General features: G+C 68.3%; 20 protein-coding genes. 10 read left to right on the forward strand and 10 right to left on the reverse strand.

Annotated features, from left to right (window positions below; translation table 11 throughout):
* Positions 1-13: 13 nt before the first annotated feature.
* From ACM6LU_RS20735 to ACM6LU_RS20765, 7 genes are all read right to left on the reverse strand, one after another.
* Positions 14-1,204, reverse strand: a complete 1,191-nt coding sequence (locus ACM6LU_RS20735) for an ATP-grasp domain-containing protein (protein WP_414939364.1) — start codon at positions 1,202-1,204, stop codon at positions 14-16.
* A complete protein-coding gene (locus ACM6LU_RS20740) occupies positions 1,201-2,268 on the reverse strand; it encodes a cysteine synthase family protein (protein WP_414939365.1) in 1,068 nt (355 codons plus the stop codon). The genes ACM6LU_RS20735 and ACM6LU_RS20740 overlap by 4 nt, the downstream gene beginning before the upstream one ends.
* A gap of 5 nt (positions 2,269-2,273) precedes the next feature.
* Positions 2,274-3,257 (reverse strand): ABC transporter substrate-binding protein, encoded by a 984-nt coding sequence (locus tag ACM6LU_RS20745; protein WP_414939366.1) that lies wholly within the window; start codon positions 3,255-3,257, stop codon positions 2,274-2,276.
* Positions 3,254-4,042 (reverse strand): ABC transporter ATP-binding protein, encoded by a 789-nt coding sequence (locus tag ACM6LU_RS20750; protein WP_414939367.1) that lies wholly within the window; start codon positions 4,040-4,042, stop codon positions 3,254-3,256. The genes ACM6LU_RS20745 and ACM6LU_RS20750 overlap by 4 nt, the downstream gene beginning before the upstream one ends.
* The gene (locus ACM6LU_RS20755) at positions 4,042-5,136 is read right to left on the reverse strand and encodes a FecCD family ABC transporter permease (protein ID WP_414939368.1); all 1,095 of its coding nucleotides are present in this window, start codon (positions 5,134-5,136) and stop codon (positions 4,042-4,044) included. The genes ACM6LU_RS20750 and ACM6LU_RS20755 overlap by 1 nt, the downstream gene beginning before the upstream one ends.
* Entirely contained in the window at positions 5,117-5,857 is a 741-nt protein-coding gene (locus ACM6LU_RS20760) for a class I SAM-dependent methyltransferase (RefSeq protein WP_414939369.1), read from the reverse strand. Before ACM6LU_RS20760 ends, ACM6LU_RS20755 begins: the two co-directional genes overlap by 20 nt.
* Positions 5,858-6,017: 160 nt before the next feature.
* The gene (locus tag ACM6LU_RS20765; RefSeq protein ID WP_414939370.1) at positions 6,018-7,142 is read right to left on the reverse strand and encodes a helix-turn-helix domain-containing protein; all 1,125 of its coding nucleotides are present in this window, start codon (positions 7,140-7,142) and stop codon (positions 6,018-6,020) included.
* A gap of 514 nt (positions 7,143-7,656) precedes the next feature.
* On the opposite strand from ACM6LU_RS20765, the gene ACM6LU_RS20770 reads away from it, so the two are divergent.
* The 6 genes from ACM6LU_RS20770 (at position 7,657) to ACM6LU_RS20795 (ending at position 15,161) form a co-directional block, all read left to right on the forward strand.
* Positions 7,657-9,096 (forward strand): FAD-binding protein, encoded by a 1,440-nt coding sequence (locus ACM6LU_RS20770; RefSeq protein WP_414939371.1) that lies wholly within the window; start codon positions 7,657-7,659, stop codon positions 9,094-9,096.
* The gene (locus tag ACM6LU_RS20775) at positions 9,074-10,216 is read left to right on the forward strand and encodes a hypothetical protein (RefSeq protein ID WP_414939372.1); all 1,143 of its coding nucleotides are present in this window, start codon (positions 9,074-9,076) and stop codon (positions 10,214-10,216) included. The genes ACM6LU_RS20770 and ACM6LU_RS20775 overlap by 23 nt, the downstream gene beginning before the upstream one ends.
* On the forward strand, positions 10,213-11,403 hold the full coding sequence (locus ACM6LU_RS20780; protein ID WP_414939373.1) for a hypothetical protein: 1,191 nt from the start codon (positions 10,213-10,215) through the stop codon (positions 11,401-11,403). The genes ACM6LU_RS20775 and ACM6LU_RS20780 overlap by 4 nt, the downstream gene beginning before the upstream one ends.
* Before the next feature lie 102 nt (positions 11,404-11,505).
* Positions 11,506-12,852 carry a UDP-glucose dehydrogenase family protein gene (locus tag ACM6LU_RS20785; RefSeq protein ID WP_414939374.1) on the forward strand — a complete coding sequence of 449 codons (1,347 nt, stop codon included), beginning with the start codon at positions 11,506-11,508 and terminating at the stop codon, positions 12,850-12,852.
* Between the two features lie 70 nt (positions 12,853-12,922).
* Positions 12,923-14,545, forward strand: coding sequence for a DHA2 family efflux MFS transporter permease subunit (locus ACM6LU_RS20790; protein WP_414939375.1), 1,623 nt, complete (start codon positions 12,923-12,925; stop codon positions 14,543-14,545).
* The gene (locus tag ACM6LU_RS20795; RefSeq protein ID WP_414939376.1) at positions 14,535-15,161 is read left to right on the forward strand and encodes a DinB family protein; all 627 of its coding nucleotides are present in this window, start codon (positions 14,535-14,537) and stop codon (positions 15,159-15,161) included. The genes ACM6LU_RS20790 and ACM6LU_RS20795 overlap by 11 nt, the downstream gene beginning before the upstream one ends.
* 200 nt (positions 15,162-15,361) lie before the next feature.
* On the opposite strand, the gene ACM6LU_RS20800 is transcribed toward ACM6LU_RS20795, so the two are convergent.
* Entirely contained in the window at positions 15,362-16,219 is an 858-nt protein-coding gene (locus tag ACM6LU_RS20800) for a DUF11 domain-containing protein (protein WP_414939377.1), read from the reverse strand.
* Positions 16,220-17,088: 869 nt separating this feature from the next.
* Here ACM6LU_RS20800 and ACM6LU_RS20805 point away from each other — a divergent pair.
* Both ACM6LU_RS20805 and ACM6LU_RS20810 read left to right on the forward strand, forming a co-directional pair.
* Positions 17,089-17,742, forward strand: coding sequence for an NAD(P)-dependent oxidoreductase (locus ACM6LU_RS20805; RefSeq protein ID WP_414939378.1), 654 nt, complete (start codon positions 17,089-17,091; stop codon positions 17,740-17,742).
* A gap of 73 nt (positions 17,743-17,815) precedes the next feature.
* Positions 17,816-19,039 (forward strand): hypothetical protein, encoded by a 1,224-nt coding sequence (locus ACM6LU_RS20810; protein ID WP_414939379.1) that lies wholly within the window; start codon positions 17,816-17,818, stop codon positions 19,037-19,039.
* 480 nt (positions 19,040-19,519) lie between these two features.
* Here the strand turns inward: ACM6LU_RS20810 and ACM6LU_RS20815 are convergent, their stop codons facing one another.
* Positions 19,520-20,443: a proteasome assembly chaperone family protein gene (locus ACM6LU_RS20815; protein ID WP_414939380.1), complete on the reverse strand. Its 924-nt coding sequence runs from the start codon at positions 20,441-20,443 to the stop codon at positions 19,520-19,522.
* Positions 20,444-20,599: 156 nt separating this feature from the next.
* Here ACM6LU_RS20815 and ACM6LU_RS20820 point away from each other — a divergent pair, with 156 nt between their 5' ends.
* A complete protein-coding gene (locus ACM6LU_RS20820) occupies positions 20,600-21,112 on the forward strand; it encodes a PH domain-containing protein (protein WP_414939381.1) in 513 nt (170 codons plus the stop codon).
* Entirely contained in the window at positions 21,109-22,632 is a 1,524-nt protein-coding gene (locus ACM6LU_RS20825; RefSeq protein ID WP_414939382.1) for a PH domain-containing protein, read from the forward strand. Before ACM6LU_RS20820 ends, ACM6LU_RS20825 begins: the two co-directional genes overlap by 4 nt.
* A gap of 200 nt (positions 22,633-22,832) precedes the next feature.
* Here the strand turns inward: ACM6LU_RS20825 and ACM6LU_RS20830 are convergent, their stop codons facing one another.
* Positions 22,833-23,063, reverse strand: coding sequence for a hypothetical protein (locus ACM6LU_RS20830; protein ID WP_414939383.1), 231 nt, complete (start codon positions 23,061-23,063; stop codon positions 22,833-22,835).
* Positions 23,064-23,173 lie beyond the last annotated feature (110 nt).

Consider the following 23,173-nt stretch of genomic DNA (forward strand, 5'->3'; position numbering starts at 1 on the left):
CTCCTTGAGACCCTCAAGAAGCGATCTCCGGCGTGATCCCACCCGCCGCGGCGAGCGCGCGATGCAGCGCGAGTTCGGCCGTCGCCCCCTCGGCCAGCACGATTCCCGTACAGGACCGCTGATCCGCGAGGTGCCGGATCTCGTCACCGGGGCTCGCCGTCGGATACCACTCCGGCGCGCCGGGCAGACCGGGTAGCCGATCGAGCCCTGACCAGCCCGTCAGCACGCCTTCCTCGGCCGGATAGGCCAGGACGAACCCGACACCCGGTCCTTCGCTGAACCTTTGGGTGAGCAAATCGGGCTCCTCGCCCAGCGCCATGGAGATCATCGCGGAATAGACGTTGGTGGCCAAAGAGCGGCACAGTGCCTCGCCGAGCATCGCCCCGCCGATCCGGATGTTGATCTCGACGACCTCCGGCCCGTCGGCGGTGAGGACGAATTCGGTGTGCGCGAAGCCCTGTTCGTGCCCGGCGGCCTTGAGTACCTGACCGATCCACTCGGCCAGTCCGGCGTGCTCGGCGTCGGGGAAGGCCACCGGGAACGCGGCGGCTTCCTCGCGACGCACGGGCTCGGGCGACAGCTGACGGGAGAGTACTCCGAGCAGCCGGGTTCTTTCTTGCCAAGTAACGGTTTCCGCGCTGTAGAGTGGCCCGGCGAAGTACGGTTCGGCGATCAGATGCCCCTTGAGTGGCGTGTCTTTCGCCTCCAGCCTCGCTCGCTCGAGTTCGGCGGCGTCGCGGACGAGCCACACTCCTCGTGACGACGTCCCCGACGAATCCTTGACCACCAAGGGAAACCCGAGTTCTTCGGCGACCATGACGGGTACCGGGCGCCCACGGGTGAGCCCGTGTTCGTACAGCAGATCGCGCACCGCACCCTTGTCCCGCAGCACGCGGACGGCCGCCGCGTCCGGGCCGGGAAGGCCGAGCCGGGCGGTGAGTTCCGCGCCCGGCAGCGCCCAGGTGTCGGTCGAGTTGATGATCCCGGCGAGATCCGGGATGGCACGCAACGCGGTTTCGCAGGCCGCGATGTCGGCGGTGTCGATGTCGACGACCTCGAGCCTGTCCGGTCCGAGCGTGCCGAGTTCGTAACGGTAGATATCGCGGTTTCCGGTGAACAGCACCAGTTTTCGCCCGGCTTCCGCCGCCGCGTCGGCCAGCCTGCCGAGGCCGAAGGTGAGTGCTTCCAGCAGGACGACGGTCACGATGCCCGATCCTTCCGGTACGACTGCTGGGAAGGCAGCGAAGGTTCCCCGAATCGGCGGCGTCGCCAGTCCATCACCGCCCACGGCAGGGCGAGGTCGTCCAGCGAAGCGATCTCGCGTGGCGCGAGACCCGCCGGGTCGACGGCCTCGCGGTGCCGCGCGAAGACCTTTGCCGTGTAACGATGTCCGGTGTCGGCGCCGATCACGACGTGCGTCCGGTCCGGGTTCCGCGCCGCCTCCCAGCCCGCCGCCAGATACGCGGCACCGGTGGAAAGCCCGGCGAAGACGGCGTGATCACGCATCAGGCCGATGGTCGCGGCCATGGCGTGCACGAAGTCCAGCCAGTGGATCCGGTCGTACAGTTCGTGATCGACATTCTCGAACGGGATGGCGCTGCCGATGCCCGCGATGATCGCGTCCGGATCGGTGAACCGTTCACTGCCGAAGGTGACGCTGCCGAACGGCTGGACCCCGGTCAGGCGGACGTCCGGATCGCGTTCGCGCAGCGACCGCGCGATCCCGCCGGTCGACGCGCCGGTGCCAACACTGCCGACGACGGTCAGCGGCCCGGCAGGCAGCGCACGGGCTACCAGGTCGGCGACCTCTCGGTAACCCAGGTAGTGCACGGGATCGTGGTATTGGCGCATCCAGTGCATGTCCGGATGGAACTCCAGCAGTTCGTGCACGCGCGTGACCCGGCGCCGCTGGTCGAGGCGGAGGTCCTCCGAAGGCGGCATCTGGTCCACGGTCGCGCCCAGGATCTCCAGCTGCGAACGCATGGTGAGATCGACGGTGGTGGACGCGACGATGTGGCAGCGCAGACCGTAGCGGTGACAGGCCATCGCCAGCGCGAGGGCGTAGATCCCGCTGGAGCTGTCGATCAGCGTCTGTCCTTTTCGGACGACACCGTCGGCGAGCAAGGACCGGACCGCGCCGAGCGCCGCGTAGACCTTGAGAGTTTCGAACCGGATCAGCACGACGTTCGGCGCGAGCCGGATCAGCGCCGGTGTCTTGATCGCGTCCGTGACGTGCTCGTGCACCAAGGATTCCATCTCGACGGGCATCGCGTTCACCGGCCGACCGACCGCAGGTAGGCGGCCAGCGACTCGGCCCCCGCGGCGTTGCGCGGGCCGCTCACGAGGTCTCCGTAGGAAACGACGTGGAACCGGTTGTCGCGCACGGCGGGTGTGTTCGTCAGCTGTGGCGCGGATTTGATGAACGCGATCTTGTCCTGGGCGGGCTGGTCCGCGTAGTCCACCACGACGATCACCTCGGGTTCGGCCTTCACCACCGCTTCCCAGCCGACGCTGCCCCAGCCGTCCTGGAGTTCGCGGAAGACGTTAGTGCCACCTGCGGCGTCGATGATGTCGTTGGGAGCGGCGTGTTTCCCGGAGGTGAAGGGCTGGTCGGTGCCGGAGTCGTAGACGAACACCTTGGCGGGTGGGGTCTTAGGCGCTCCGGAGCGGACCTTGTCGAAGCGCCCCTTGAGTTCCGCGACCAGCTCGTCGGCCCGCTGGCGGACTCCGAAGATGTCGCCCAGGTTGCGCAGGTCGGTGTAGAGCGCCTCCAACGGCGTCACCTCGGCCTTCGCGGTGGGATATTCCCAGCAGGTCTCGGTGTGCAGGTAGCTGCGGATGCCGACCTGGTCCAGCAGCTTCGGGGTGATCCCGCGCTCCTCGCTGAACCCGGAGTTCCACCCGGCGATCACCCAGTCCGCTTTGGCGTTGACCAGGATCTCGCGCGTGACCCGCGAAGTGCCGAGGCGTTCGACCTTCGCGTAGTCGTCCTTCCACGGCGAACTCGCGATCGACGGATCACCGAGGGAGTTCATCACGTAGCCGCGCATCCGGCCGGCGAGTCCGAGCGCGAACATCTTCTCGGCACCGGAAACGTCGTAGGCCACCGGACGTTGCGGCGCCGGGAAGGTGACTTGCGCACCACAGTTGGTCACCGTGGCCTGTGCCGGCGCGGCCGGTCCGGCCTCGACCTGGGCACCGCAGGCACTCAGGAGCAGTGCCGCGGCGAAGAGCGCGGCCACCCTGGACGGCTTCATCGTGAGATCCCCTCGGTTTCTTCGGCGGGAAGGTCGTAAAGCAGTTGGAGCGCACCGGTCACGGGATGGGTCACCTGGGTGACCTCGACGCCGAAGACAGCGCGGACCGTTTCGGGCGTGAGCACTTCGGCCGGTGTCCCGCAGGCGGCGAGGGATCCACCACGCAGCAAAGCGATCCGGTGACAGATCGCGGCGGCGAGGTTCAGGTCGTGCAGCGCGACCAGGACGGTGAGCCCGCAGTCGCGCAGGAACTTCAGCAGTTCCACCTGGTGCCGGACGTCAAGATGGTTGGTCGGCTCGTCGAGGACCAGGACCTCGGGCTCCTGGACGAGTGCCCGCGCCACCAGGACGCGCTGGCGTTCACCACCCGAAAGCGTCAGCACACTGCGCTGCGCGAGATGTGTGATGTCCAGGCGCCGCAACGCTTCCCGGCACAGCGCGCGTTCGCGGGCCGACAACCGGAGATTGCCGCGCTGATGCGGCGACCGGCCGAGCGCGATGACCTCCTCGACGGTGAAATCCAGATCCGCGCGGCTGTCCTGGGTGAGCGCGGCGATCCGGCGGGCGGTGTCGCGCAGGCCCTGCTCCGCGAGGTCGGTGCCGTCGAGGAGGACCGCGCCGCCGGACGGTGTCAGCGCCCGATAGACGCAGCGCAACGCCGTCGACTTGCCGCTGCCGTTGGGGCCGAGGAGACCGACGACCTCGCCCGCGCCGACGTCCAGGCACAGCTCGCGGAGCAACGCCGAACCGGCCACCTCGACGGAAAGTTCGGTCAGGGACAACATCAGCGACCCCCGAACGCGTAACCGCGCCGCCGCATCACCACGAGGAACACCGGGACGCCGATCAGCGCGGTGATCACGCCGAGCGGCAGTTCCTCCGGCGCGACGAGGGTGCGGGCGAGCAGGTCGACCCAGACCAGGAAGACCGCGCCCACCAGCGGCGCGAGTGCCAGCACGCGACGGTGTCCCGAACCGGCGACCATCCGCACCACATGCGGCAGGACCAGCCCGACGAACCCGATCGAGCCGCTCACCGCCACCAGCAGGCCGGTGACGACCGCGGTGAGCAGGAAGAGCCAGCGGCGCAACGCGGCCGAGTCCGTGCCGAGGCTCATCGCGGTCTCGTCGCCCATGGACAGGACGTCGAGCGCGGTGCCGTACCGCAGCAGGACCACGATCGCGACGGCCACCCCGAGCGCGGCCAGCGGCAGGGACGCCCAGGTCGCCGACCCGAGACTGCCGAGCAGCCAGAACAGCACGGTCTGCGCGGCCTGGCCGTTCGGCGAGAGGTAGACGAGCACGCTCATCACGGCCTGGAAGGCATAGGTGAGCGCGACCCCGGTGAGCACGAGACGCAACGGCGTCAGGCCGAATTTGCTGCGGGCGGCCAGGTAGACCAGCGCCGTCGCGCCCAGCGCGCCGAGGAACGCGGCCGTCGACAGCGCCAGCACACCGAGCCCGGCGAAGAGGCCGAACACCACGACGGCGGCGGCGCCGACCGAGGCGCCCGAGGAGATCCCGAGCACGAACGGATCGGCGAGGGCGTTGCGGACCAGGCCCTGCACGGCGACCCCGACCACCGCGAGCCCCGCGCCGACCACTGCCGCGAGCAGCACCCGCGGGGTCCGGACCTGCCACACGATCGAGTACCCGGCGACCTCGTCTCCGGTGATGGTGCCGCCGACGATCGCCTTTCCCAGGTAGCGCAAAACATCCGGGAGGGCGACGGCGGTCGGGCCGAGCGCGATGCCCGCGATCAGCGAGATCAGGAGCGCCGCCGACAACAGGACCACCGGACCGGTGAGCCGGAGCGGGCGGGCGGTCTCGTCGTCGGGCTCCGCGAACAGGCGAAGCGTTTCAGCCGGCACGTTCACCACGCACGATCAGGCGGCGCGCGTGGTTGTCGTAAGGCGAGCCGTCGAAGTCGCCGAAGCACTCGACGTCCGTGAAGCCCACCGTCTCGAACAGCGCCTTCAGTTCCGCGGCGCTGTAAAGGAAGGACAGGATCGACGCCTGCTTCGCCACACCCTCGCGGACCAGGGTCCAATCGGTCTTGAGCCGGGTCCAGTCGTCGAGAATCGTGTCGCGCATGAACACCGTCCCGCCGTCGACGTCGACCGCTTTCGGGCGGCCGACCCAGCCGGCGAGCACCTCCTTGCCGAGCACGTCGATCAACAGCCTGCCGCCGGGCGCGAGGCTGGCGTAGGCGTTTCGCAGCACGGTGAGGTTGTCGCCGGGCTCGGTGAAGTAACCGAACGAGGTGTACATGTTGATGATCAGGTCGTACGCGCCGGGCTCGACGTATTCGAGCATGTCGGCCTCGATCAGCTTCGCGGCGACTCCCGCGCTTTCACAGGCCTCACGCGCGCGTTCGAGCATGGCCGGGCTGAGGTCGACGCCGGTCACGTCGGCGCCTTTCCTCGCCAGCGGCACGACGTGGATCGCCGGGCCGCAGGCCAGGTCCAGCACCTTCGTGTCTTCCGTGACCGCGAGCAGCGGCGACGTGGCCGTCAGGCGTTCGGCCTCTTCGGCCCGGCCGCACGGGAACATCACGTCCGCGAAGCCGACCCACAGGTCGTCGTCCTCGTACCAGTGCATCTCTCTCCGCTCGCCGGGCCGCACGACTCAGCCCCACAAGTCGTCGGGAGGTCGTCCTCGGTTCCCGGTGTTCCGACCTTTCTCGTGGAGTGATCACGGGCGCGCGGATCGGCACGCTGAGTTAGGGCGCAATTGGTCTGGACCGGTCAAGGTCCCGCTCTCAAGGAGGCGGGATCAGATCGATGAGGAACATCTGGTCGGGCGCGCCGGAGCAGCGTTCCCGGACGACCTCGGTACCCGCGTCGGTGTCCAGGTCACGCAGGCCGAGGCACTGGCTGGTCCCGACGGGACTGATGACGTAGTACGCGGCCTCGGGCGGGCCCGCCGCGGCGATGGTGAACAACTGGTCCGCACTGTCGTCGCCACAGTCGTCGCGGGGCTCGACCAGGTCGTGTCCCATTCCTTCGTTCACGACCGTGAGGCAGCCGACCCCGGTGTCCGGATGGTGCCACTGGATCTGCACGGCGTTCACCTCCCCGATCGGGTCGATGAACACGCGGGGCGAGGCGGCTTCCCCGCAGGGTTGCTGGGCGACGATGGTGCCGGAGTAGAGCTGGGTCCGGTCCTTCCCCTCGGCGAGGCAGAGCTCGGGAGAGCGGGCCGGCCGGATCTGCGCCCAGCTGCCGATCTCCCGGAGGGCGAGCCCGGGCATCAGGGCCTCGGCGACCTTGTTCTCCGAGGGCGTGTCGAAGGGCGAGATCAGATATCCCAGCGTGCCGACGAGGACGACGAGGACGACGACCACGATCAACGGCGCGCGCCAGCGCTGCCAGCGCCGCGGTGCCGGCTCCGGCCGCGCGACGGCGTTCACCCTCTCGTCGTCGGCGGCCCGTTCCTCGGCCCGCGACGGGCTTCCCATCGCGATGCGCGTCCTGGCCTCGAGCCACCGCCGCACCTGCTCGTCACCGAGTCCGCACGCGCGCGTGAAGGCTTCGACGAATGACTCGCGAGGCAAGGTGGTGCGGCCGAGAGTGGTCGCGATGGTGCTCGCCGGAAGTGCTCCCCCGAGTTCCGCGGCCCTTCCGGACAACTGCCGATAAGTCAGTCCGGACCATGTTCTCAATACACGCAGTGCCGCTGTGAACTCAGCCGGTGAACCGGCCGAGTCCGGTGGCAGGCCTTCCGTCGGCGACTCCCCATCATCGCCCCCCTCTTCAACGATCATCGCTCTAGATTGACTGAGGCCATCTCGGCGGCGATACCGCCAATCAGCGGCGCCGGAATCTGCTGTTCGGGCGCGCTCGAACGGTTTCGTACAAGCCCGAACTGGCCGGAGGTTGCCCATGCGCTGGCCAGGAAGTCAGGCTGATCAGTGTTGGTCCCACATCAACCGCACCGGGGGAGGCGCGGAAATGCCTGGGCTCCGGAAGTGAGCAATCGAAAAGAACCGGCGGGATCATCGTCAGTGGCGACGGGAAACTCGACGGAAACACCAGGGTTACCTCGGAAGGCATCCACTGAAATTCTGTTCTGAAGATCGGGCGGCGCTCGTCGCCGCCCGCATTGGGGAAGCGATCAGGCCTGCTCGGAGGGGTGAATGAGCAGCCGTCCGCTTGATACCGGGGAGCACCCTCGCGCGCCGCGACTCTGAGCACACGCGAGAAGAGAGCTGTGATCCCGGCAGCGGACCGACAGTTCGCGAACGAACGGTTTCCTGATAACCGAATCGACTCAGTGATCGTGAGTTGATAACGGCAGGCGCCGTTACCCCGAATGCCTGCCGACCGCCCGGCCACGCGGCCTGGCTCGAACTCGGTCAATCAGAAATGGCGAACACCGGATTACGTGGAGCGTTGTTGATGCGCAGTGGGCAAAGTGATGTCGCCGAGCGGCAGGTCGTCATTGTCGGGGCGGGGAATGCGGGTCTCTGTGCGGGTATAGCCGCACTGCAGGCGGGCGCGACCTCCGTCGCCGTCCTCGAAGCCGCGCCGAAGGAACTTCGCGGCGGGAACAGTTCCTTGACCAGGACCATGCGTTTCTCCTGGCAAGGAAGATCATTCATCGCGGGCCTGCTCCGGGAGGCTGACGAACACCGGGCCGAAGAGATACTGGCCGGCCGATCGGAATACACGGACGAACAGTATCTCAGCGACTGGTTGAAGGTGTCCGGAAGTCAGGTGGATGTCGCCCTGATCGAATCGATCATTCGCCGTTCGACGGACACGATCACCTGGATGCGCGATTTCGGCCAGCGGTGGGCACCGAGGCCGACCCCGCTTCCCGGCGATGTGCCGATCGTTCTCGACGGCGGCGGCCAGAGTCTGCAGGACCGGAATTTCGCCCGGTTCGAGGGGCTCGGTGGAGCGGTCTTCTACGACAGCGCGGTCACCGATTTCGAAAAGGCCGCCGACGACCGGTATCTGCTCCACGGTTCGGGGCCCGCGTTCCCGGTGCTCGCCGACGCGCTGGTACTGGCATCGGCCGGCTTCGAGGCGAACACGCGACTGCGTGAACTCCACCTCGGAGAGGACTGGCGGAACGTCAAGCTGCGAGGCGTCCCGTTCAACGAAGGCGCGCCGCTGACGGCCGCCGTCGAGATCGGCGCCGACGTCGCGGGCAACTGGGAAAAGTGCCACACCACGCCGCAGGGCGTGAAGTTGCCCGACTACATGCTGCCGGGCCAGATGCACAAATCCCACGGCCTGGCCAGGTACGCCTATCCGCTGGGCATCGTGGTCAACCGGCAGGGGCGTCGCTTCTTCGACGAATCCGGCTACAGCAACCTCAACTACGTCACACTGGGACAGAAGATCCAGGAACAGCCCGGAAAGATCGCCTTCCAGATCTTCGACGACAAGGTCGTCTCGGCCGGCACACTCCCGGACGGCTACCTCGGCGACCCGGCGGCGGTGATCGTCTCCTCGGTCGAGGAAGGCGCACGACGGCTCGGTATCGACGCCGAGCACCTGACAGCCGAAGTCCGGCGCCTGAATTCCGGGCAAGGACAGAAACGCCTCGACACACCTCCGTTCCTGTTCGTTCCGGTGGTCTGCGGCCTGACCTTCACCTACGGCGGGCTGTCCGTGACCGCCGACGCCGAAGTGCGCGGCGGCGGCGAACCGATCAGCGGCCTCTACGCGGCGGGCGTGATCGTCGGCGGCCTTTACGACCAGGGATATCCGGGTGGCACCGGGCTGATGGCGGGATCCGTACTGGGCCGGGCGGCCGGAACGTCCGCCGCCGGCCACGCCCTTCGGACGCGGGGAGGGAAGGCTCATGCCGTCACCATCGCCGAATGAGCTGAAGATCGTGATCGTCGGGCTCGGCAAGATCGGGTCGCTCTATGCCACGTGCTACGGCGAGGCGGGTCACCGGATCCGCACCGTGGACACCGGGAACAACGCCGACTGGGACCGCGTCGACCACGTTCCCGATCCCTCGGGTGTCGACGCCTGGGTGGTCGCCACGCCGACGGCCACGCATCTTTCCGTCGTCGGCGAAATTCTCCTGATTCAGCCGGATGCCCGCGTCCTGCTCGAGAAACCTGCTTGCTACCCGGAAGACCTCGCCGCTCTCCAGCGAACGATCCGACGGAATCCCCGCGCCCGGATCATCGTCAACGACGTGTACTCCCGCAGTGAGGCCGTGCGGCACTTCGCGGAGTCCGTGCGGCAGGTCGGTGCATCCGGTCCGATCAAGAAGATCACCGTGGAATTCACCAAAAACCGGGAACTCGACGTCGCGAACGGCAGGTTCGTCGACACCCAGTACGGCGAAGCCGGCTACGAGGGTTTCCACATGCTGAGCATTCTGCGCGCGATCCTTCCCACCGAGCAGTATCGGACGTATCTGCGCACGATGCCGGAGTCGGTGACCGCGGAAATGCGGGTGCGGACCTCGGCCGCGGGACTGCCGGACGTCGAGCTCTACACGTCGTCGACCGGCGCCATCGCCTTCGCGGGCTTGGCGGAGTTCGCGTTCTCCGAAGGCGTTTCACGGAACTACCTCGACCCCTCCGAAATTCCCTACGGGTCCGAATTCCGGTATCGGTTCGCCGACGTGGAGTTCGATTCCGGCGAACACGTCACCTTGGTCTTCGAGCCGTTCTTCGACTCGGACCTCGACTACAAGAACCTGCACGTCGTCCACCTCCGGAACGCGACGTGTCCTCCGGACGCGGCATCGGCACGCCGTTCCGTGATCGCCGTCAACCATTTCAAGGAGGCGCTTCTGACCCAGCTGGAACTCCTGCACCGCATCGACGAGGGCACCACGGTGATACGGCCGGCCGAGCACCGGTTCCTGGCGGCGCTGGGTTCGGCCATGTTCACCGGGACCTTCCCCAGCACAACGGAATCCGATCACCTCGACCACCGGGTAACCGACGAGAAGTTCACACGAATTGGGAGCGAAGCATGACGCTGATCATTGAAGACCTTTCGACACTGCTGAGGCCGGCCAAGGACATGCTGGCCGAAGTCTCCGACAAGGAAGCTGCTTTGGCGCAGGTGACGAGCCAGATCAAGAACGACGCCGCCGCCCGCGCGTTGTTCGCGCAGGCGTGCCGCTTCGAGGCTCCCTTCACCGCGAGCTGGGTCCACGGTCCCGGTGACAATTCCCCATACCTGTCCTTGGAACTGGCCGCGTCGTCCCTCGACGACGACCGGTATCGCGCCCAGCTCGCCGACATCGTGCTGTCGACGTCGACGTCCATTCCCTTCGACTACCGGGCGCTGGCCGCGGAGAAGCTCGCCCAGCTCGGGACGGGCGAGTTCGCCGGGGCTCTCAAGGAGGTCGTGGACTCCTACGAACCGCTGCCTGTCCGCGGCCTGCAGGCGAAGATCGCCGTCCCCACCGACGGCATCGACCACCTTTTCGACATCCCGGACACGGTGACCGGCAGGCTCAACATCCTGATCGCGGCCAGCAGGGCGAAAACCCTGGAGAGCCGGTACCTGCTCGCCGGGCGGCTCCTCGGGAACGGGGTCCAGGTGACGGAGCCGGCGGGTGAGCCGGAGCGGCTGATCCTCGAGGACGTCGGGACGACCATGGTGTCCCCGTCGGACTACCTGGTGCCATGGGACCAGGAGTTCCCCGGTGAGAACGGCAGCAACCTCACCCTCGCGGAGTTGATGCGCATCACGCTGATGTGCGGGGAATTCCAGCTCCCGGACACGACCGTGCGGCCGATCCTGGTCGACTTCTACCGATCGGTGCTGCGGACCGGCGGCCGCTCGATCATCGGCCTCGCGGCCGGCGTTTTCCATGTGGAGCACGGCACCCTCGCCACGCCCTCCTACTACTACCAGGGCCGCGACGCGATCCTCGGCAAGGGCTGCGTGATCGACTGCGTCGGCGGGGCCGTCCTGCAGGCGGGTTCGTTCCTCGGCGGGGGCTACATGCCCATTCTGATCCACACCCACAAGCACATTCGCAAGAGCAACCAGGCAGCCGCCTCGGAGCGGAAGCAGATCCTTCCCTGCATCTTCGCGGCGGAGGCGGGCGCTCGCTACCCGATGGACGCGATCGGGCTGTTCGAGACGGTGGACTACCTCGGCAGGGAAACCCCCTACGAAGGAATCCGGGCGATCCCGCACGCGAAGTAACGCACGGCTTGTTCACCTGAACACGGAATTCGCATCTCGATGCCGCCGGGCGGGACGGCTTCGCCCCGCCCGGCGGCATCGAAAACAGGAGGGTCAAGGGAAATGAATGCAACGTTCGGGACCAAGGTCGCCGTGATCGGCGCGGGCTATGTCGGGTTGACCACGGCCGCCTGCCTTTCGTCACTGGGACACCAGGTCGTGTGCGCGGACGTCGACCGGGACAAGGTCGACGCCTTGAGCCGAGGTGAGGCGACCATCCGGGAGCCGGGGATCTGCGAACTGGTGGTGGACGGGCTGGCGTCCGGCAGGCTGGGCTTCGTCCTCGGCGCGAGCGCGGCGGTGGCCGACGCGAGCATCGTGATCCTTTGCGTGCCGACGCCGATGAGCGCCACCGGCGCGGCGGATCTGACGACGCTGGAGTTCGTGGTGGCCGAGTTGCGGGAACTCCTGCAGCCCGGATGCGTCGTGGTGAACAAGTCGACGGTGCCGGTCGGCACGGCGGCCCGCGTCGCGGAACTGATCGATCGAACGGACGTGGCGGTCGTGTCCAATCCCGAGTTCCTCCGTGAAGGGTCCGCGGTCCACGACTTCCTGAATCCCGACCGGATCGTGGTCGGCTCGGCCGATCGTGACCCGGTCTCCGCCCAGCGCGTCGCCGACCTGTACGGGAAGCTCGACACTTCCGTCCTGGTGACCGATTCCGCGAGCGCCGAGATGATCAAGTACGCGTCCAACTGCTATCTCGCGACACGTCTGTCCTTTGTGAACACCGTCGCCGAACTGTGCGAGTACCTCGACGCGAGTATCGACGACGTGACGCTGGGAATGGGTTACGACGCACGGATCGGCAAGTCGTTCCTGCGACCCGGCCCCGGCTGGGGTGGTTCCTGCCTGCCGAAGGACACCTTCGCCCTGCTGCACATCGCGGAGTCGGCCGGCAGCGACTTTTCCCTGCTGCGAGCGGCGATCGAAACCAACCTGAAGCAGCAGGAACTGGTGGTCGACAAGGTGCGCAAGGCCGTCGGCGGCGACCTGGCCGGCGTCCGGATCGGCCTGCTCGGCTTGACGTTCAAGGCCGGGACGGACGATTTGCGGGACTCCCCGGCGCTGGCTGTCGCCGGACGGCTGGCCGCCGAAGGCGCGGAACTGTTCGGCTACGACCCCAGCGTCCACGCCCCGGTGCCGGGGGTGACGGACGGGGTGCGGATCACGGGAACCGCCTATCACGCGGCGAACGGCGCGGCGGCGATCGTGCTGCTGACGGAATGGCCGGAGTTTCGCGCTCTCGACTGGGCGCGGATCGCCGACCGGCTCGACGGCCGGTCCGTCATCGACACCCGGAACCTCCTCGATCCGCTCACCGTGGCCACGACGGGCCTTTCCTATCAGGGCATCGGCCGTCCGTCGGCCCTGCCGCGCACCGGCGACATGGTCCGGCAGGCAGGCTGACCGGGGGTGGACGGCGAGTGGTTTCCGGGCCTCACTCGTCGTCCCCTCGCCGTCGAGGACGGGAAGAACGATGACGAAGCGAGTCAAACCCTGGTCCGCGCTTTTCGCGCTGTGCCTGGGTTTCTTCATGGTCATGCTGGACATGACCATCGTGAACACCGCGGTGCCTTCGATGGTGCGCGAACTCGGCACCGAACTGACCGCGGTGATCTGGGTGACCAGCGTGTACCTGCTCGCCTACGCCGTTCCGATCCTGCCCGCCAGCAGGCTGGGTGACCGGTTCGGGCCGAAGCGCGTCTTCGTCGCCGGGCTCGTGGTGTTCACCGGGGCGTCACTGTGGTGCGGGCTTTCCGGAAGTGTGGAGACACTGATCGTCGCCCGCGCGGTGCAGGGTCTCGGCGCGGCGCTGATGACCCCGCAAACGACGGCCTTCATCACGCATTTGTTCCCGCCGGACAAGCGCGGTCCGGCGCTGGGCGCCTGGGGCAGTGTCGCGGGCGTCGCCATGATCACCGGGCCGGTGCTCGGCGGTGTGCTCGTCGACAGGCTCGGCTGGGAGTGGATCTTCTTCGCGAACGTGCCGATCGGGCTGGTCGCCTTGGCGCTCACGGCCGTCCGGGTGCCCGACTGGCGACCGGGGAACTCGCACCGCTTCGACGTTCCCGGCATCCTGCTCTTCGGCGCGGGTCTCGTCTGTGTCGTCTTCGGAATCCAAAATGGACAGACTTACGGCTGGGGGACCGTCGGCGCGGGGATCGCGATCTTCGACATCGTCGGGGCGGGAGTGCTGCTGCTCGGGGGTTTCGTCCTGTGGCAACGGGTCAACCGCCGCGAACCCCTGCTGCCGTTGCGGATCTTCCGCAACCGCGACTTCTCCCTCGGCGCCGCGTCCGCGGTGATGGTCGGGTTCGCGATGACCAGCACGCTCTTGCTGCTGGCCATCTACCTCCAGTCGGTACTCGGCCTGTCCCCGACCGATGCCGGCCTGCTCACCGCGCCACTCGCCCTGATGTCCGGCGCCGTCGCGCCGTTCGCGGGGCGGTTGTCGGACCGGATGAACCCCAAGTACCCGCTGATGTTCGGGTTGTTCTCGCTGTGCGGCGGCCTGTGCGTCCTCGCACTGGTGGTCATCCCGGCGAGTTCACCGCTGTCCCTGATCCCCGGACTGCTGTGGTGCGGTCTCGGGGTCGGGTTCATCTTCTCCCCGATGGGCAACGTGACCCTCAACTCGGTCGAGCGTTCGCTGGTCGGCAGCGCGTCGGGCATCTTCAACACGGCGCGGCAGATCGGCGGGGTCCTCGGCGGGGCGGCCGTCGGTGTGGTGCTGCAGGCGCAGACCGGTGCCTCGATGGTCGGCAGGGCGAACGAAGCCGCGGCCGCGTTGCCCGCCGAATTCCGGCAACGCTTCGTCAGCGGCTTCACCGGAGAGGCCGGAGCGGCGGGCGCCGCCGCCGAGTTCGGCGGGGAGGCACCCGTGCTCCCGGCGGACCTGCCACCGGAGATCGCCGTCCAGGCAGGGGAACTCGCCCTGCGGATCACCGACGCCGCGCTCACGGACGCGGTCAAGACCGCCTTCCTGCTCCCGATAGGCATGCTGGTCCTCGGGCTGGCGTGCTCGGTCGCCCTGCGCGCCACGCGGCGCCGTTCCCTGGTGGAACCCGCCTTCGTGCATGCTCGTGGTCATGATCGATGACTTCGCGAAGAAGTACCTGCACGGCGACCTGCGAGAGCTCCGTGAGGCGATGCTCCGGAAGCTCGACGGGCTGTCCGAGTACGACATCCGCCGTCCGCTGACCTCGACCGGGACCAACCTGCTCGGCCTGGTCAAGCACCTGTCGGTGTGGGAGTCCCGGTACTTCGGCGAGGTCTTCGGCCGGCCGTTCCCCGAGCCCGTCCCCCGGTGGAACGACCCCGGCCCGCGCGGCACCGACTTGTGGGCGACCGAGCACGAGACCCGCGAGGAGATCACCGGTCGCTACCGGCGCGTCTGGGAACACGCCGACGCGACCATCGCCGCTCTCCCCCTCGATTCGCCCGGCCACGTTCCCTGGTGGCCGCGTCCCGACGTGATGCTGTTCAACGTCCTGGTCCACATCCTCACGGAGACCAGCCGTCACGCCGGGCACGCCGACATCCTGCGCGAGCAACTGGACGGCGAGGTCGAGGTGGCTGCCCGGCGGGGGCAGGACAAGGCCTTCTGGGAGAACCGGCTGGCGGAAATCGAGCGGGCGGCCAAAGTCGCCGATCGGTCCCCGGCTGAGGGAGAATCCCTTCGAAAAGGTCCGGACTCGATGTCCGGTCTCGCCTGACGGCTCCGCGCGCATCTGTTCGAGATGGCCGGAGATGTCGTCAGGGCCGTCGAGTCCTATGTGGAGGCCGCACGGCGCGCGACGAGCCTGCCGCACCAGCGTTATCTTCACGCACGGGCCGTCCGCCTGCGCTGACCCCCGCACGGGATTCGGCACCTGATCGCGAAGTTCTCGCGATCAGGTGCCGAAGGGCGAGGGTGTTAGCAGATGAGCAGGAGCCCGGTGATCGCGGTGCAGGTCGACGACGCGGTGTTGTTGGCCGCGTTCGGGTCGGCGACGGAACTCTGCGTGATCTTCGCGGTCGTCTTGACCGGCCCGAGGGCCAGCAGTCCGGCGGCCACCGAGAACTTGGCCGTGGCGCTGGTTCCGGACGCGAGCGACGAGACGTCGCAGTTGACGACGTTCGTGCCGCCCGGGTTCGAGCAGGTGGACGAGCCGGTGAACCGCAGCCCGTTGCCGGGGGTCGACGCCACCCGGATCCCGGACGCCGTGCCCGGTCCGGAGTTCGTGACCTTGACCGTGTACTCGATCGTCGACGTCAGGATCCCGCGTGGGGACGCGGTCAGCGTGACACCGAGATCGGCGGCGCTCTGCGCGCCGGTGATGGTCAGCACGGGGCCGTCGAGGATCTCGAAGCTGTAGTTGTCACCGACGAACTGGTGCTGCAGGGTGACACTGCCCAGTGGGGCGTCATCCTTGACCCGGAAGGTGAACAGCACGGTCTTGCTCTGGCCGGGCGTCACGGTGCCGACTCCGCCGCGGATGCTGCCGCCGAGCATGTCGCAGGCGAACGCGCCGGGACACGACACCAGGTCGACGATCCCCGGCAGGGAGGATTCCTTGCCGTAGAGCGTCGCCTTGCCACCTTCGATGGTCGACGTCGCGTCGGCGTTGTAGACGGTCTGCTCGACGGTGAACGTCTGTCCACGTTGGACGGTGGTCGGCGAGACCTCCACCGCGCTGGTCGGCGGGGCCGCGAGGGCGGAGGACGGCGCAACGAGCATGATCGCGGCCACGGCGGCCACGAGAGACAGAAGTGAGGCTCTTCGAAGCTTCATCGGTTCTCACTATTCCGGTCGGGGGCGTCGCGCCGATCGGTGCGGACAACGATCAGTCGCCCAGGAACGGACATTCGTTACCGTCGTCTCCTTCCAGCGGCCTGAGGTTCTCACCCGCTCGGAGTAACCCTGCCGTATATTCCCAGGTCCGGAGCACGCGCCTTCGGCCAGTGGTTCCCAAGCTGTGACAAAAGCAGCCGCTCAGGGCGACATCGCGCCGTCCTCGCGGAGCGCCGGGAGCAGATTCGCCTCTTCGTAGCTCTCCCTTACCCCGCAACAAGTCGTCAAGGGTCGAGCAGCGCGCGAGCCACGGTTTCGCGCTCCGCACGCAGCCGGTTCAACGCCGACGCGAGTCCGGGATGAGCCTCTGGATCGCGTTGAACGAACTGGCCGAACGGCTCGAGGTCGCCCCGGGCCGCGGTGAGCCTGATGGTGGGCGACCTGACCAAAAAGGACGTTCTCGCCCGGATGCGGCTCGCGATCGACGGCTGGTTCGCACCTCCTGACGGGCTGAGGGAAGCGCGTACGCGAGAGTCTCTTGTGGACGTGCGAAGCAGCGCTCCCCTTGCCGGACGATCTCCGCGCGCAGTTCCGTGGCGACCAGGTTCAGTTCCTCGGTACAAGGATCATGGAATCGCCGGGCGAACCGGTACAGGCCCTGCCGAGGGCGCCTCGGGCCGATCGGCCCGAGGTCTTCGTCGCTGAACGGGGTACCGGGTGACGCATTCCGGGACGCTACACCAGCACCATTCGAGTGAACGGGGCCAGAACACCCGAGGGGTCGGTTTCGTTGCGGTAACCGAGGGGTCCGCTCCTACCATCGCGTTCGTCGCCGGTGACCCGAGTACCGGCACGAAAAAGGGAGCGCAATGAGCAGGATCGTCATCTTCGGGGCAGGCGGACGTGGCGGACGCCGTGCCGTCGCCGAAGCCGTGAGCCGGGGCCACCTGGTGACCGCCGCCGTCCGGGATCCCCGCCGTCACGCGGATCTCGCCGGGGACAACGTCACCTTGATCGCCGCCGACGTCACGGTCGCCGACGACGTCGCGAAGGCCGCCGCCGGGCACGACGCCGCGATCAGTTCCGTCTACCGCGCGGATCTGCCGTCACAGGAGTACTACCCCGCCGCCGCGCACGCGCTGATCGACGGCCTCGGCCGGGCCGGCGTCACGCGGCTGGTCGTCGTCGGCGTCGGATCGGCGCTGGAGATCGCACCGGGCGTCGCTTTCCACGACCAGCCGGGCTGGCCGTCGGCGCACCGCGAGTTCTCGCTCGGGCACACGGCGCAACTGGAGGTCCTCCGTGCGTCCGGCGGCGGGCTGGACTGGGTGATCGTCGCGCCACCGCCCGCGATGATCGACGAACATGCCGAACGCACGGGCGGATACCGCAGCGGGGACCACCGGGTACTGCCGCGCGCGGAGGACGCCGGACCGTTCTCCTACGCGGATCTCGCGGTCGCGCTGGTCGACGAGATCGAACGGCCGAAGCATTCGAGGGAAATGGTCGCCATCGACCACTGACCGGGGCAACCTTCCGGGCGGGTGGTTCGTAAGGAGTTCACCTGCACTCCCGCGACAACTGGAAGGGTCCCAGATGCAAGGCGTAGCAAGACGATCCGCGCTGACCGTGTCCGGCCTGGTCCTCGGCCTGTCCGGCCTGCTCACGAGTACGGCGTCGGCGAGCGAGGGCTGGCGGCTCGAACAACCGCTGGACAGCACGGTGAACCGGATCTACTACGGCGTCGCGGCCACCGGCACGAACGACGCCTGGACCGTCGGCAGCACCTGGACCGGCAGCGCCGAGGTCCCGGTCGCGGTCCGGTGGGACGGCACGACCTGGGCCGACACCACCCCGGCCCCGGTCACCGGCACCAGCGCCCGGTTCACCAAGGTCTCCGCCTCGGCACCGGACAACGTCTGGGCCGCCGGTGACCGCACGGTCGAAATGGGCACCCGGCAGGTCGCGGATCCCCGGCGTCCGCGGCCTGCCCGTCCGGCTGCGGCCGGCTCGTCGACGCTGGTCCAACGGTGGGACGGCCGAGCGTGGACCGACATCGAACGCCCGAAACCACCATCGGGCATGGAAGGCTTCACCAGCGACATCGCCGCGTTCTCGCCGAAATCGGTGTGGCTGATCACCTACGACTACGACTTCAAGACGAACAAGTCCGTGGACCACTTCGAACACTGGACCGGCACGGCTTGGGAGCAGGTCGAGATCCCGCAGATCGGCGCCCGTCCCCTGCGACCGACCCGCGTCAGCGGCACGGGTGACGACGACCTCTGGGTGTCCGCGACGTCCGTGGCGGCAGACGGCAAGGAGACCCCGTTCCTGCTGCACTGGAACGGCAAGGGCTGGCGGCAGGTCGAGGTGCCCGTTCCGGCGGACTACCGCACCGGCTGGCTGGTCAACCACGTCGTGCCCGACGGCCGCGGCTCGGCCTACGTCGTCGGCCGGGTGAACGAATGGAACGCGACCGGCATCCCGGCGTTCGTCACGCGCTGGGACGGGCAGAAGTGGAGCCCGCTGCCCGCCGTCCCGTTCGACGAGGTCAACGCCGCCGCGCTCGACGGCGCCGGGAAGCTGTGGACCGCGGGCTGGGTACCCGGTGACGGTCACATCCTGATGGCGGTGTGGAACGGGACCGAATGGCGGAAGGACGCTCTTCCGCCGGAGGTGGCGAAGGCGGCTGACGGGAGCTCGATCCTCGGGTTCGCCGCTGTTCCCGGTACGCCTGGGATGGTGACGGCCGGGCTGGGCAGTTCGAGTGGGCTGCAGAGCACTTGGGGTGTGATCGCCTCGCTCGGCTGGCACTGACGCTTCCCCAAGTACATGAAGGCCCCTTTCTTGTACCTAGGCGCAGGGTCCCGGCAGAGTCGCAGAGCTGGTCAAGCGCGTCGTGAGTGGCGATTCGGTTTCTGCCCGACCTGTCTTTGCCTACTGGCTGAAAACGGTGTCATCCTCCCCACTCGACCGAGTTGACCATGATCAACGGAGGATCGGGGACGTCGAGTGTCCCCCATCCTCCGTTGATCAAGGCCCGAGGCCCCGCGCCCGTCGGGCTGATTCACGTGGGCAAGCAACTACCGATCCGCCCCCACCCGACTTACCCACCCCCGACCAAACGTGACTCAGACGTCAAGCGCGGCCGCCCCCCCGGTGTCGCGAAAGCCACTTTCGCGACACCAGAGGTCCCGAAAGTGGCTTTCGCGACACCGAAACGGCAATTGCGCGACTTTGCCGGAGCCCTGCCCTGAAAGTAGGGAAGGAGGCCTTCATGTACTTCAGGCGAGGCGATCAGCGCTCCGGCGTGTCGCCACCGTTCTGCTGCTCGGCCAGGAACCGCTCGAACTGTGTCCCCAGTTCCTCCGCGGTCGGCATGTGCTCGACCGACTCCGCGAGCAGGCTCTCCTTGTCGGACGCCTCCATGAACGTGTCGTACTGCTGCTCCAGCGCACGCACGATGTCGGCGACCTTCTCCGATCCGGCGACCTGGCGGGCGATCTCGGCTTCGGCCTCTTGCGAGGCTTCCCGCAGATCACCGTCCGGCAGGTTCAGCCCGGTCGCCTCGGCGACGGCCCCGAGCAGGTGCAGTGCCGCACTCGGGTACGTCGAGTCCTCCAGGTACGGCGGCACGTGCGCGGCGAACCCGGACGCGTCGTGCCCCCACTCACCGAACCGGAACTCCAGCAGCCCGGCGACGCTGCCCGGCACCTGAAGCCGGTTGGGCAGCGGGCGGTGCTCGCCGACCAGTTCGTTCCGCGTCGCGTGCGCGGTCAAGCCGAGTGGGCGGGTGTGCGGCGCGCCCATCGGGATGCCGTGGAAGCCGGTGGTGAGCCGGACGTCCCAGCGTTCGACGAGCGCTCGCACGGCCGCGCAGAACCGCTCCCAGTCGTGGTCCGGTTCCGGCCCGGTGAGCAGCAGGAACGGCACGCCATCGGCGTCGTGCAGCAGGTGGACGACCAGTTCGGGGGCGTCGTAGGCCGCCCAGTGGTCGACGGAGTAGGTCATCCTCGGTCGGCGCGAGCGGTAGTCGATGAGCCGGTCGACGTCGAAGCGCGCGATCACGCGGTGCTCGGACGAGTTCAGGAGGTGCTCGGCGACGAGTCTGCCCGCCGAACCCGCGTCCATGAACCCGTCGAAGTAGTGCAGGAGCACGGCCCCGCCGAGGTCAGGGACGTCCGAGTCCACCTCGTACAGGTCTTCCGGGTCCAGCGCCACCAGATCCTCCAGGTTTCGTGCGTACACCTCTACGGGTGGCAACGCCCCGACAGGGGGCATCCATTCCGCCGATGGTGGCCGAGATCCTATCCAAGCGTGACGGTTGTCGTGGGCGGTCGGTGCCGGGGTGGTGCCGGGGTGGTGCAGGCTGAAGGGGTGACAGAGGAGACAGCACCGGCGGAACGGCTCAGCCTGCGCCCGCCGGCCAACCGGGTCAGCCGCCGCGCCATCGGGTACTGGACGGTGTGGGCCGCGGTCGGCTGGGCGGTGCTCGCCGGCGTGCAGGCGGTGTTCGTGGTCACGAGCGACGGCCCGCCGACGTGGCTCACGGTGACACTGACGATCTCGTGCGTGCTCGCGCCGCTGCATCTGCTGGTCATGCCGCAGTGGCGCTACCGGATCCACCGCTGGGAGGTCACCGGCGAGGCCGTGTACACCCAGGAAGGCTGGCTCAAACAGGACTGGCGGATCGCGCCGATCTCGCGGATCCAGACCGTCGACATCGAACGAGACCCGGTCGAGCAGCTGTTCAAGCTGGCTAAGATCACCGTGACGACGGCGTCGGCCGCGGGCCCGGTGAAGATCGCCGGGCTCGACCACGCCGACGCGCTGGCGCTGGCCGCGGAACTCACGAAGACCACGCAGGCCACCCCCGGTGACGCGACATGAGCACCGAAGCTCCGCCGGACGCCGCCGTCGACCAGTGGTACCGCCTCGACCGCCGGATGCTGCTGATCCGGCCGGTGCTCGACGTCGTCAAATCGCTGCCGGTGCTGATCGGGACGGTGCTCCTCGGCCGGGGCAACGGCTGGGAGTGGATCGGGCTGGGCATCACCGCGCTGACCGTGCTCGTCGGCATCTCGCACGTGCTCACGTCGCGCTATCGCATCGCCGGCGGCCAGGTGGAATGGACCACCGGACTGTTGCTGCGCAAGCATCGTGCCATTCCGCTCGACCGTGTCCGCACGGTCGACGTCACCTCGGAACCGAAGCACCGCCTGTTCTCCCTCAGCGCCGTGCGCATCGGCACCGGACGGCATTCGGCAGGCCAGGGCGCGGGCGGCGACCAGCTGGTGCTCGACGCCGTCAGCGCGACCGAAGCACACCGGCTGCGCACGGTGCTCCTGCACCGTAAGGAAGTCGTCACCGAAGCCGAGTCCGCGCCGCCGCCGGAGCAGGTCGTGGCGGAGGTCGACCGGAAGTGGGTGCGGTACGCGCCGTTCACGCTGTCCGGGCTCGCCGTGGTGGGCGCGATGTTCGCCGCGGTCTGGCATTTCGCGCACCAGTTGAACATCGACCCGGAGAACGTCGGGCCGCTGCGGGATCTCCTGGACGATCTGGCGAACACCGCGGTGTGGCTGATCGTCGTGATCGCGGCCGTCGCCCTGCTGGTGGTCGTCTCGCTGCTTTCCGTCGGCGGCTACGTGCTGTCGTTCTGGAACTTCAAGCTCACCCGGGAGGCCGAAGGCACCCTGCACGTCCGGCGCGGACTGATCACGACGCGTTCGGTGTCCATCGAAGAGGACCGGCTTCGCGGCGTCGAGGTGAAGGAACCGCTGCCGCTGCGGATCGCGGGCGGGGCGCGGCTCACCGCGATCGCCGGCGGGCTGCGCGAGGGCAAAGGCGGGGACAAGGGCGGGGGTCTCCTGCTGCCGCCCGCGCCCGTCGGCCGGGTCCACGAGGTCGCGGCCGAGGTGCTGCGGGAGAACTTCGACCCGGCGACCGTGCCGCTGAACCGGCATCCGCGACGGGCGCTGACCCGGCGGCTGACCCGGGCGATCGGTGGCGTGCTGATCCTGGCGGCGGCGCTGTTCAGCCTCGCGTGGATCGATTTCCTGCCGGACTGGATGTGGCAGGTCGCGCTCGGGCTGGTGCCGTTCGCCGCGCTCGTGGGCTGGGACCGCTACCGTAACCTCGGCCACGCGATCGTCGGGCGGTACCTGGTCAGCCGCTCCGGTTCGCTGGCGCGGGCGACGGTGGCGGTCCGGCGCGAGGGGGTCACCGGGATCGTCGTCAGCCGCTCGTTCTTCCAGCGCCGCGGCGGGTTGATCACCGTGACCGCCCCGATCGCGGCGGGCCGGGGCGGCTATCACGTGGTCGACGTCGGCGAATCGGCCGGGCTGGCGATGGCGGAGCGGGCCGCGCCGGGCCTGCTCACGCCGTTCCTGCGGCGGACGCCTCAGCGGTAGCCGGTGGCGTCCGCCGGCTTGCCGGGATCCTGGACGGTGAAACCGTGTCACCGGCCAGCGCCGTGACCGCCCCGCCGACGAAGGCCGGGCTTCCAAGAATGGCGAAAAGCGGCTGGATCTTCGTCGCGTCCCGCCAATTCTCTCGGTCACCCGATAAGCGTCGAGTATCGCTTCGGAACGCGACCAACCTGGCGTGACCGTCACCGCGGTACCGCCATGCGGTTCCAATCGTGGGCGTTCCGCGAGTTGCACTCGGTGACCAGCGCGCCCGGATTCCTGATCATGAGCGGGAGCGAGATGGCGAGCCGCAACGTCCGCAACCCGGTGTCCAAAGTGGACCCACAGACCGTCTTATTCCCTTGGATGGGCGCGCCGTAAATGTCGTTGACCAGGATGTTCGGCGCGCCCTCCTCGGCGTCGACCCGGGCCACCAGCTCACGGTGCTGCGACCGGTCACGTAAACGGTCGCACCAGCGGTATTCCCCGCCCGGCCCCGCGAGTCGCTCCGGCGACCAGGGCGATATTGCCCGCCAACGACTTT

Origin of the sequence: Amycolatopsis sp. cmx-11-51, assembly GCF_047608665.1 — a bacterium.
In the GTDB taxonomy this organism is placed as follows: Bacteria; Actinomycetota; Actinomycetes; order Mycobacteriales; family Pseudonocardiaceae; genus Amycolatopsis.